The following is a 9,767-nucleotide window of genomic DNA, read 5'->3' on the forward strand; positions in this document are numbered from 1 at the left end:
CACCGATGAACACCCGGGAAAGGGGACGCACGCAGTTGCCCCGACCCCGACAATGGAGGCATGGCTGACCTTCCCCGCAAGGCCGCGGCGCGTACGGCGCGTCTCGCGGCGCTGCCGCTCGGGTACGCCGGCCGCACCGCGGTGGGCTTCGGGCGGCGGCTCGGTGGGGCGCCCGCCGAGACGGTGATGTCCGAGATCCAGCAGCGCACGGCGGAGCAGCTGTTCCGCACGCTCGGGGAGCTCAAGGGCGGGGCGATGAAGTTCGGGCAGGCGCTGTCGGTGCTCGAGTCTGCGCTGCCGGAGGAGATGGCCGCGCCCTACCGCGCGCAGCTCACGCGTCTGCAGGACTCCGCTCCCCCGATGCCGACGCAGACGGTCCGCGACATCCTCGCCGCCGACCTCGGCGCCGACTGGCGCGAGCGGCTGGTGTGGCTCGACGGGGCGCCGACCGCGGCGGCCAGCATCGGGCAGGTCCACGAGGGAGAGTGGTACGACGGCCGCCGGGTCGCGGTGAAGGTGCAGTACCCCAACGCCGGCGACGCGCTCCTGTCCGACCTGCGCACCCTCGCCCGCGCGGCCCGCGCGATCGGACCGCTGATCCCCGGTGTCGACATGAAGCCGCTCGTCGAGGAGGTCCAGGCCCGGGCGCGCGAAGAGCTCGACTACGACCTCGAGGCCGACGCCCAGCGCGAGTTCGCGCAGGCGTTCCGCGACGACCCGCACATCGTCGTCCCCGACGTCGTCGCGGTCGGCCCCCGCGTCCTGGTCACCGAATGGCTCGACTCCGCGGGCTCGCTCGCCTCGATCATCGCCGACGGCACGCCCGAGGAGCGCGACCACTACGGCGAGATCTTCACCCGCTTCCTGTTCTCCGGGCCGGCCCGCACCGGCCTGCTCCACGCCGACCCCCACCCCGGCAACTTCCGCGTCATCCCCCACGACGACGGCACGCCGGGCCGGATCGGCGTCCTCGACTACGGCGCCGTCGCCCGCCTGCCCCAGCGCGGCCTGCCCGAGCCGATGGGCCGGCTGATCACGCTCTGCGCGGCCGGCGACGGCGACGCGCTCATCGCGGGGCTGCGCGACGAGGGCTTCCTCAAGGACCGGATCCAGATCGACCCGCAGCTGCTCATGGACTACCTCTCGCCCTTCGTCGACCCGACCCTCGTCGAGCGGTTCCGGTTCAGCCGGGAGTGGATGCGCGAGCAGTTCCAGCGGATCAACAACCCCCGCGACCCCGCCTACACGGTCAGCATCAAGCTCAACCTGCCGCCGTCGTACGTCCTCATCCACCGGACCTGGCTCGGCGGTGTCGGCGTCCTCAGCCAGCTCGAGGCCGAGGCGCCCTTCCGCGCGATCATGCAGGAGTTCCTGCCGGGGTTCACTCCGGACGAGCGTCCGTGAGGCAGTAGACCCGGCCGGTCGGATCGCGCATCACCGTCCAGTGCGGCAGGACGGCGAGCACGTGCGCGCCGATCGCCAGGTGCCGCTCGGTCTCGGCCGCGCGGTCGCTGGTCGCCCAGTCCAGGCGCGCCCGGACGCCGCCGTCGTCGCCGGCGCCCAGCCGTTGGAGCAGCAGCCGCAGCGGCTGCCCCGACGGCGGCACCAGGAACCGGAAGTCGTCGGTCACCGACGAGCTCCGCTGGTCCCAGCCGGTGATCGCGTGCCAGAAACCCAGCTCACGCTCGTACGACGCCCGCGGGACGTCGATCGCCACCTGGTAGACCCGCGACCGGCCGCCGTGCCCGTGGTCCAGCGCCGCCGGCACCCGGGACTCCCCCGCCTCGGGCACGAGGCAGAACACGAAGCCGCCCGGCGACGCCATCACGACGTGCCCGCGGTCGACGACGAACGTGCCGCCCGCGGCCAGCACCCCGGCCACCGCCGCTCGCGGGTCGGTCACGTGCAGGTCGAGGTGGATCCGGTCGTGACCCTGGTGCAGCCGCTGCACGCGCAGGAAGGCGTCGCCGTCCGGCGGGACGAGGGTCGCGAACTCGCCGTCGTCGCCGCGCGGCGCGGACACCGCGTACCCGGTCGCCTCCTGCCAGAAGCCGACGCTCTCGTGGTGGTGGGCCCCCGCGCTGTCGAGGAAGGCGGTCACCCAGGTCGGGCTCATCCCGGACGCGGGCCGTCGGCGTGTGCCGCCGGGCGGTGCAGCACCGCCGCGGCCGGTACGACGACCACGTCGTCGCCGTCGGCCCGCGCGGCGCCGTCGACCAGCAGCGTGAAGCCGTGCCGTTCGCGCGGCGGGAACACCAGCGTCACCGTGGGGTTCTCGGCCAGGTTGCGCAGCGTGCCGCGCCCCGGACCGGCGACCCGCAGCGAGCCGTCGTCGCCCGCGACCGGGTCGACCGTCACTACCTTCACCTCCGGCGACGAGGTGGTGAGCAGGTAGCCGCTGTCGAAGTCGGCGAGCGTGGCGCGCAGGTCCGCGATGTCGACCGGGATGCTCATACCGGGCAGCCTACGACCACCCGACCTCGGCCGGCGGGCGCTCGTCGTACCGCCGGGCGACCTCGCGGGAGGTCGCGACGCAGTCGGAGACCAGGCTGACCTGGACGGCGTCGCCGGCGTCGTCGACGCGCAGCGTCAGCACCCCCTTGCGCCCGGCGGCCCAGCCGTCGGCACGCAGGACGGCGGCCGTGCGTTCGGGCGGGATGCCGGAGGGCGCCGGGAACCGGAGGAGGGTCCGGACGACGACACCTCGTGGAGCGAGCGCGTCGCCACAGATCGCGAAGCTCCGGGCGCCTGTCGGCGCATCGAGGCGCAGGGCGATGGCGAGCCGGTGGAGGACCCCGGCGACGGCGGCGTCCGACGCGCGCACGGCCTCGTCGACGGCGTACCGCCCACCGTCGGACGGGCCGCAGCCGGCGAGCAGCAGGGCGAGGACGAGGAGCCACCTCATCGCCCCCACCCGCCCAGGGCGAACCGGCTGTGCTCGAGCAGCCATCCGCCGGCGGCCGCGAGCCCGTGGGCCGCGCTCGCGGCCGTGGACGCCCCGACCAGCTCGGGCAGCGTCAGATGTCCGCCGCCGGGCGCGCCGCGGCGGGCCTGCGAGCTGACCTCGTCGTCGGCGCCGGAGACGACGTGGGCGAGGTTGGCCAGCGACTCCCCCTCGAAGTACGACGTGTGGTGCGCCAGCAGCCGCTCGACCCGCAGCTCGCCCCCGCCCGCCGCGAACCGGCGGGCGCCGAAGGCGTCGTCGGCGGGGTCGTGCCCGAGCAGGCCGACGCCGCCCCGGTCGCCCGTGCCGAGCAGCGTGACCGGGTCGTCGTCGCGGGCGCCGACCCAGACGTCGGCGTCGGTCAGCTGGCGCGCAGTCGCGGCCGGAACCCCCGGACTGCCGAGCAGGACGGCGTCGTCGACGGGCGCGCCGTCGAGGAGGGCGTAGCCGAGCGTGGTGGATCCGTAGCTGTGCCCGATCACGGTCAGGTGCGCCCGATCGCCCTGGTCGGAGGCGCGCAGTCCGTCGACGAAGTCGGCGAAGCGGGCGCCGCCGTCGCGCGCCTTGGCCGGCAGCGCGACGCCGTCGAAGTCGGCCTGCCCGAGCGGGTCGAGCGGGTCGATCGGGTTGCCGCTGGGGGCGTCGTAGTCGAGCCAGTAGATCGACGCGACGCTCCCGCGGCCGTCGTCGAGGGCGGCGAGGTGGAGGTCGTAGGTCTTGGCCAGGTTGGCCGACGTACTGGAGGTGTCGGAGGTCAGGCCCGGGACATGGCAGAGACCTGGTCGGCGATGTCGGGGTCGCCGAACGAGATCGCCACGCCGCCGTCGCCGGAGTGCAGGGTCGGCTGGTAGCCGATCAGCTCGGTCAGCGCCCGGCCGGTCGCGGGGTCGATGAGCGGGGCGTAGTCGTCGAGCGCCTCCTGCACGTCGTCCGCATTGGCCAGGCGCCCGCCGTCGTGCGCCAACCGCGCCCGGTTGGCCTCGTCGCGGTCGGTGACGGGGATCCCGTCGGCGTTGCCGACCAGCTCGGGGTGCTCGGTGGTGAGCGCCTCCTGCTCGCGACGCGAGAGCCGCCGCCACCAGGCGGCCAGCGCCACCGGCGCGTGGAGCAGGCCGCGCAGCTCGCCCGTGAGGCGCGCGGTGTCGGGGCGGTCGACGTCGACCGGGACGCCGCACAGCGCGGTGACGATCTCGGCCTCGGCCGCGGCATAGGCCCGAGTCCAGGCCGCGATACGGCGGCGCAGCTCGGCGCGGCCGGCGTCGTCGACGGTGGCGCACGCCGCGACCAGGTCGAGCCGCCACTGCCGCAGCCGGACCAGCCGGTCCTCGAACCGGTCGGCCGCGGTGACCACCCGGTCGAGCACCGCCTCGAGGACGTCGAGACGCCGGGCGAAGCAGGTCGCCGCGTGCGCATGCGCCTCGGCCGCCGCCCCCGCCCACCCGGACGCGTCCGCCCACCCCGGTGCCGCGATCGACGCCGCCCACGCCTGCACGTCCTTCACCGACACCGTCACCCCACGCAGGTCGACGCCGAGGGTCTGCGCGCCCAGTGGCGTCGAGTCCATCGGCGGCGGCGCGACGACCTGACTCATCGGCGCACCACCTGCGCCGCGTGCTCCGCCCACGGCAGCAGCGCGCGCAGCCGCTCGGCCTGCTCGCGGTCGGCGAGCACGACCTGCCCGCCGTAGAGCACGAAGGCGTCGGCGTGGTCCTGTGCCTGTCCACCGAGGGCCTTGAGCTCGTCGGCACACGGATCGCGGAACTCCTCGACCGCCCGCGTCACCGCCGCCGAGAGGCCGGACGTCGACGCGCGGGCCAGCCGCCGCCAGCAGCGGTCGAGCTCGTCGGCCGCGGCAGCCCAGCGGTCGCGGGCCTCGCGCAGGACGGCGTAGGGGACGTCGAGCTCGATGACGGCGAAGGGGTCCGGCGTGGGTTCCATGCACCACCGGCTGCCCGACGGCCACCGCCCGGAAACAAACGATTTCGGTTGTCCACAGGCAGCCCGGATCTGAGCGTGATCAGCCCACCCAGAAGCCGCGCGAACCGAACCAGTCGCCGTAGGAGCCCGGTCCGCCCGAGCCGCGACTCCCCTGTCGCGAGCCCAGGTAGGAGCCCACGACGGCCGCCCCGAGGTCGTCGGACTCGGGCGCGATGACGGTGCCCTCGACGCGCCGCGCCATCGACTCGATGAAGCGCGCCAGCCCCGGGTCGTCGCCGAGCCGGAAGAAGGTCGTCTGCGCGCCGAGCCGCCGCGCGTTGTCGAGCTCGCGGACCGCGAGCGCGATCGTCATCGGGTGCGGCGGGTAGGAGAAGAAGACGTCGCCGCTCGACTCCAGGTGCGACGTCGGCTCACCGTCGGTGACGATCAGCAGCACCGGCTGGGCGTTGGGGTGCTTGCGGAAGTGACGGTTGGCGAGCAGCAGCGCGTGGTGGAGGTTGGTGCCCTTCGCCCAGCGGGCGTCGAGCGCGGTGAGCTCCTCGATCCGCATGGTCTGCGCGTGCCGGCCGAAGCCGATCAGCTCGAGGTCGTCGCCGCGGAAGCGGGTGCCGATCAGCGTGTGCAGGGCCAGCGCGGTCTGCTTCATCGGCACCCAGCGGCCGTCCATCGCCATCGAGAAGCTGGTGTCGACGCAGAGCGCGACGGCGGCCTGGGTGCGCGCCTCGGTCTCGGCGATCTCGACGTCGTCGATGGCGAGCATCGGGCCGCCGTGGTCGCCGGCGCGGCGCAGGACGCCGTTGAGCAGGGTGCGCGGCAGGTCCCAGGGCTCGGTGTCGCCGAACTCCCACGGCCGGGTGGCGCCGGACAGGTCGCCGGCGGCACCCGCCTGGCGCAGGTCGCGCTGGCCCTGGCGGCCGGACAGCCGTTGCGCGACATCGCGCAGCAGCGCCTTGCCGAGCTGGCGCATCGCCTTGGGCGTGAGCCGCAGCTCGCCGTCGAAGCCGCGCTCGAGCGCGCCCGACTCGCGCAGCGCCCGCTCGAGCTCCTGCAGCTTGCGGGCGTCGACCGCGGCCTCGTTGCCGAGCTGGCGGGCGAGCTTGTCGAGGTCGACCCAGGAGAAGTCAGCGGAGCCGAGGCGGGCGCCGCCTCCGTTGCCCGACTGGGCGAGCTGGTCGGCGAGCGCGTCGAGGTCGGCGAGGTCCTGCAGGACGCCGGTGCCGTCGCCGAGGCCGAGCCCCTCGCCGCCACCGAACTGCTCCGAGCCGCCCCAGTCCTCGCCCGGACGCAGCGACATCAGGTTCGCGTCGAGCCGGTCGAGCTGCTGCATCAGCGCCGGCGAGCCGAACGCCTGCGCCGACAGCTGCATCAGCTCGGCCCGCTGCTCGGCGGACATCGAGTTGAGCATCCGCTGCGCCGCTGCGGAGCGCTGGGCGAGCGCGTCGAGGAGCTCGTCGATGTTCTGCGGGTTCTCCGGGAAGTGCTGCCCGTGCTTGGCCATGAACTCGGCGAAGTCGTCGGGCCCGTCCTCACCGCGCGCGTGCTTCTCGAGCAGGTCGTTGAGGTCGGACAGCATCTCGTCGATCGCCTGCCGGTCGGCGTCGCTGGCGTTCTCGAGCGCCTGCTTCATGCCGGCGAAGCGCTGGTCGAGCAGCTCGCGGCCGAGCAGGTCCTTGATCTGCTCGAAGGCCTCGCGCGCCTCGCGCGACTGCCAGTCGTAGTCGCTCAGCTCGGTGACCGCGGCGGCCGGCGAGTCGGGCAGGCTCTCGAGCCGCATCTCGCGGAAGGCGCGGTCGCCGTCGTCCATCATCGCGTCGCGGGCGAGCTGCTTGCGCTCCTCGAGCACCGCCTTGTCGAGCAGCTCGCGGACCTCGTTGAGCGTGCCGTCGAGGTTGTGCCGCTGGAGCAGTTCGCGGCGCCGCTCGGCGACCCGGCGGGCCAGGTCGTCGAGGCCGGTCTGGTCGGAGCCGCCGCGGCGCAGGAACTCCTGCAGCGCGCGCTCGGGGCTGTAGCCGGCCATCACCTCCTCGCCGATGGCGTCGAGCGCCTCGGCGATGTCGACCGGCGGGGCGAGCGGGTCGCCGCCGTCGTACCTGCGGTAGCGGCTCATGGTTCCCTCCTGCGTACGTCGGCGCCGGCCCGCAGCGCTCGCGGGATCTCGGCGACCTCGTCGACGACCTCCAGCAGCAGCCCGATCCGCGCCGGGTCGGCCGAGGAGTCGATCTCGACGTCGTAGCCGATGCCCTTGGAGACCCAGAGGTCGTCGAAGGCGCCGTCGGCGGTGACCGCCACCCCCTCGACGGGTACGGCGAGCCGCCGTGCCTCGCGGTAGACGTCGTTGAGCACGCACAGCGCGACCGCGAGATGCAGCACCTGCGCGCCGTTGGTGGCGGGTGCGGCGAGCACCCCCTCCTCCGTCCAGACGTGCGGCAGCACGACACCCTCGCCCTCGCGGAGGGTGCCGGCGCCGGCGCGCACGCCGAAGGGAGAGAGGTCAGCCATAGACGGTCTCGGATCCGTCGGAGTCCTTGCCGATCCGGCGGGCCAGGAAGAGGCCCTCCAGCGCCAGCTCGATCGCGGCGGCGCGCTCGCCGTCGGTGCGGCCGCCACCGGGGCCGTTGACCCGCTCGCAGACCTGGTCGTAGAGGTCGGACTCACCCAGCACCGGAAGGCCGGTGAGGACGTCGCGTGCGGTCACCTGGCCGCCGGTGACGACCGTGGCGCCGTCCTCGATCGCGCCGACGAGGAGCGCCAGGTCGAGGCCGCGGAAGCGCTCGCGGACGGTCTCGGCGGTCGCGGTGCGGAGCAGATGGGTGAGGATCTCGTCCTCGCGCCCCTCCTCGCCGGACTCGAACTCGATCTTGCCGCCGAGCACCTCGACCGCGGTCTCCAGGTCGACGACCCGGGCGACCGCGCGGTCCTCGCGCTGGATGGTCGCCCGGCGCAGCGCGGCCGCGGCGATGGTCTCGGCGCCCGCGATCGCGAAGCGCGCCGAGACGCCGGAGCGCTGGTCGACCGCGCTCGACTCGCGCAGGTTGCGGGTGAACCGGGCCAGGATCTCGATGAGGAAGTCGGGGACGTCGACCCGCTCGGGGAGCAGGTCGGCCTCCTGCCGGACCACCGCGATCTCGGCGTCGAGCTCGCGTGGGTAGTGGGTGCGGACCTCGGCGCCGAAGCGGTCCTTGAGCGGCGTGATGATCCGGCCGCGGTTGGTGTAGTCCTCGGGGTTGGCGGAGGCGACGACGAAGACGTCGAGCGGCAGGCGCAGCACGTAGCCGCGGATCTGGATGTCGCGCTCCTCCATCACGTTGAGCATCGCCACCTGGATCCGCTCCGCGAGGTCGGGCAGCTCGTTGATCGCCACGATGCCCCGGTGGGAGCGCGGGATCAGGCCGAAGTGGATGGTCTCCGGGTCGCCCAGCGAGCGTCCCTCGGCGACCTTCATCGGGTCGACGTCGCCGATCAGGTCGGCGACGCTCGTGTCGGGCGTCGCCAGCTTCTCGGCGTACCGCTCGCTGCGGTGGCGCCACGAGATCCGCAGGTCGTCGCCGTGGGCCGCCGCGGCCGCCTTGGAGGTGACCGTGATCGGGTCGTAGGGGTGCTCGCCCAGCTCGGAGCCGGAGATGACCGGCGACCACTCGTCGAGCAGCCCGGCGAGGGTGCGGAGCAGACGGGTCTTGCCCTGGCCGCGCTCGCCCAGCAGGACGACGTCGTGGCCGGCGATGATGGCCCGCTCGAGCTGCGGGATCACCGTGTCCGCGAAGCCGTGCAGGCCGGGCCAGGGGTCCTCGCCGCGGGCCAACAGGTCGAGGAGGTTGTCGCGGAGCTCGGCGCGGAGGTGCTTGTGAACATGGCCGGTGGCACGAAGCTCGCCGACCGTGGAGATGGTGGGGGCCGGAGTGGTCACCGTCTCACGCTACTGCGACCCGCAAGCGGGCGCCGGGCCTTCCTGGTCACTAGTCTTCGAGCGTGGCGATCGTCGTGGGGATCCTCTGCGTGCTGGTGATCGCGCTGCTCGGCCTGGTGGCCGCGTTCGCGCGCGACCGGGCCGCGCTGCAGCGCCGGCTCGCCGACACCCAGGCGCATGTCGCGCAGCTCGAGGCCGACCTCGACGCGGCGCTGCGCCCGCCGCCGCCGACCAACTCGGCCGAGCGCGCCGTACGACGGGTGATCCGGACCGCCTCGAAGGTCCGCTCGCACGGCATCGCCGGCCTGATCCAGTCGACGGTCGAGGACCTGCAGACCTGGGCCAGCGACGACGAGCGCGCCGACATCCTCAACATGGCGGCCTCCGACGGCACCGTCACCCTCTTCTTCTCCGACATCGAGGACTCGACGCCCCTCAACGACCGGCTCGGCGACGCGACCTGGGTCAAGGTGCTCGCGGCGCACGACCGGGTGCTGCGCACCCGCATCGAGCAGTACCGCGGCCAGGTCGTCAAGACCGCCGGCGACGGCTTCATGGTCGCCTTCCGCGACACCGAGGCCGCCTGCCGCGCCGCCCTCGGCATTCAGCGCGACCTCCCCCGCGACGTCACGCTGCGGCGCCACGGCCCGGTCCACGTCCGGATCGGCATCCACACCGGCCAGGTCGTGGCCCGCGACGGCGACTACTTCGGGCGCAATGTCGCGATGGCGGCCCGGGTCGCGAGCGTCGCGCACGGCGGCGAGATCCTCGGCAGCGACGCCGTGCGGGAGGCGTTGGACGACGACGCGGCCGTCGTCCTCGTGGAGCGCGACGCGGTCGAGCTGAAGGGGCTCACGGGCGAGCACGTGGTGTGGGAGATCCTCCCGCCGGGCTGAGGCGTGGCCGTGGCGCTCTTGTAACTCGGTGTCCGTGCATCCACCACAGGGTCATGACACGTCACAGCACCGTGGTAGTTGCACG

General features: G+C 74.0%; 11 protein-coding genes. 2 read left to right on the plus strand and 9 right to left on the minus strand.

Annotated features, from left to right (window positions below):
• The first annotated feature begins 60 nt into the window (after nt 1-60).
• The gene (locus AB4880_RS08085) at nt 61-1,404 is read left to right on the plus strand and encodes an ABC1 kinase family protein (RefSeq protein ID WP_367918703.1); all 1,344 of its coding nucleotides are present in this window, start codon (nt 61-63) and stop codon (nt 1,402-1,404) included.
• On the opposite strand, the gene AB4880_RS08090 is transcribed toward AB4880_RS08085, so the two are convergent.
• The 9 genes from AB4880_RS08090 to AB4880_RS08130 all read right to left on the minus strand — a co-directional run bounded on the left by AB4880_RS08090 (nt 1,382) and on the right by AB4880_RS08130 (nt 8,786).
• A complete protein-coding gene (locus tag AB4880_RS08090) occupies nt 1,382-2,116 on the minus strand; it encodes a VOC family protein (RefSeq protein ID WP_367918704.1) in 735 nt (244 codons plus the stop codon). The genes AB4880_RS08085 and AB4880_RS08090 overlap by 23 nt on opposite strands.
• Nucleotides 2,113-2,454, minus strand: coding sequence for a pyridoxamine 5'-phosphate oxidase (locus AB4880_RS08095; protein WP_367918705.1), 342 nt, complete (start codon nt 2,452-2,454; stop codon nt 2,113-2,115). The genes AB4880_RS08090 and AB4880_RS08095 overlap by 4 nt, the downstream gene beginning before the upstream one ends.
• A gap of 10 nt (nt 2,455-2,464) precedes the next feature.
• The gene (locus AB4880_RS08100) at nt 2,465-2,905 is read right to left on the minus strand and encodes a hypothetical protein (protein ID WP_367918706.1); all 441 of its coding nucleotides are present in this window, start codon (nt 2,903-2,905) and stop codon (nt 2,465-2,467) included.
• Nucleotides 2,902-3,702: an alpha/beta hydrolase gene (locus AB4880_RS08105; RefSeq protein WP_367918758.1), complete on the minus strand. Its 801-nt coding sequence runs from the start codon at nt 3,700-3,702 to the stop codon at nt 2,902-2,904. Before AB4880_RS08105 ends, AB4880_RS08100 begins: the two co-directional genes overlap by 4 nt.
• On the minus strand, nt 3,699-4,535 hold the full coding sequence (locus AB4880_RS08110; RefSeq protein ID WP_367918707.1) for a hypothetical protein: 837 nt from the start codon (nt 4,533-4,535) through the stop codon (nt 3,699-3,701). Before AB4880_RS08110 ends, AB4880_RS08105 begins: the two co-directional genes overlap by 4 nt.
• A complete protein-coding gene (locus tag AB4880_RS08115) occupies nt 4,532-4,882 on the minus strand; it encodes a hypothetical protein (RefSeq protein WP_367918708.1) in 351 nt (116 codons plus the stop codon). Before AB4880_RS08115 ends, AB4880_RS08110 begins: the two co-directional genes overlap by 4 nt.
• Nucleotides 4,883-4,961: 79 nt before the next feature.
• Complete coding sequence (locus AB4880_RS08120; protein WP_367918709.1) at nt 4,962-6,989, minus strand: vWA domain-containing protein; 2,028 nt, start codon at nt 6,987-6,989, stop codon at nt 4,962-4,964.
• Nucleotides 6,986-7,381 carry an OsmC family peroxiredoxin gene (locus AB4880_RS08125; RefSeq protein ID WP_367918710.1) on the minus strand — a complete coding sequence of 132 codons (396 nt, stop codon included), beginning with the start codon at nt 7,379-7,381 and terminating at the stop codon, nt 6,986-6,988. Before AB4880_RS08125 ends, AB4880_RS08120 begins: the two co-directional genes overlap by 4 nt.
• The gene (locus AB4880_RS08130) at nt 7,374-8,786 is read right to left on the minus strand and encodes a MoxR family ATPase (RefSeq protein WP_367918711.1); all 1,413 of its coding nucleotides are present in this window, start codon (nt 8,784-8,786) and stop codon (nt 7,374-7,376) included. Before AB4880_RS08130 ends, AB4880_RS08125 begins: the two co-directional genes overlap by 8 nt.
• 62 nt (nt 8,787-8,848) lie before the next feature.
• Here AB4880_RS08130 and AB4880_RS08135 point away from each other — a divergent pair, with 62 nt between their 5' ends.
• Nucleotides 8,849-9,682 (plus strand): adenylate/guanylate cyclase domain-containing protein, encoded by an 834-nt coding sequence (locus AB4880_RS08135; protein ID WP_367918712.1) that lies wholly within the window; start codon nt 8,849-8,851, stop codon nt 9,680-9,682.
• The last annotated feature ends 85 nt before the right edge of the window (nt 9,683-9,767 follow it).

The sequence above is a fragment of the Nocardioides ginsengisoli genome, from assembly GCF_039537225.1.
GTDB classification, from domain to species: Bacteria; Actinomycetota; Actinomycetes; order Propionibacteriales; family Nocardioidaceae; genus Nocardioides; species Nocardioides ginsengisoli.

Bases quoted from the DNA above. Each gene is read 5' to 3' on its own strand.
- AB4880_RS08125 (WP_367918710.1), bottom strand. From the start codon at position 7,381: ATGGCTGACCTCTCTCCCTTCGGCGTGCGCGCCGGCGCCGGCACCCTC.
- AB4880_RS08095 (WP_367918705.1), bottom strand. From the start codon at position 2,454: ATGAGCATCCCGGTCGACATCGCGGACCTGCGCGCCACGCTCGCCGAC.
- AB4880_RS08100 (WP_367918706.1), bottom strand. From the start codon at position 2,905: ATGAGGTGGCTCCTCGTCCTCGCCCTGCTGCTCGCCGGCTGCGGCCCG.
- AB4880_RS08110 (WP_367918707.1), bottom strand. From the start codon at position 4,535: ATGAGTCAGGTCGTCGCGCCGCCGCCGATGGACTCGACGCCACTGGGC.
- AB4880_RS08115 (WP_367918708.1), bottom strand. From the start codon at position 4,882: ATGGAACCCACGCCGGACCCCTTCGCCGTCATCGAGCTCGACGTCCCC.
- AB4880_RS08085 (WP_367918703.1), top strand. From the start codon at position 61: ATGGCTGACCTTCCCCGCAAGGCCGCGGCGCGTACGGCGCGTCTCGCG.
- AB4880_RS08120 (WP_367918709.1), bottom strand. From the start codon at position 6,989: ATGAGCCGCTACCGCAGGTACGACGGCGGCGACCCGCTCGCCCCGCCG.
- AB4880_RS08090 (WP_367918704.1), bottom strand. From the start codon at position 2,116: ATGAGCCCGACCTGGGTGACCGCCTTCCTCGACAGCGCGGGGGCCCAC.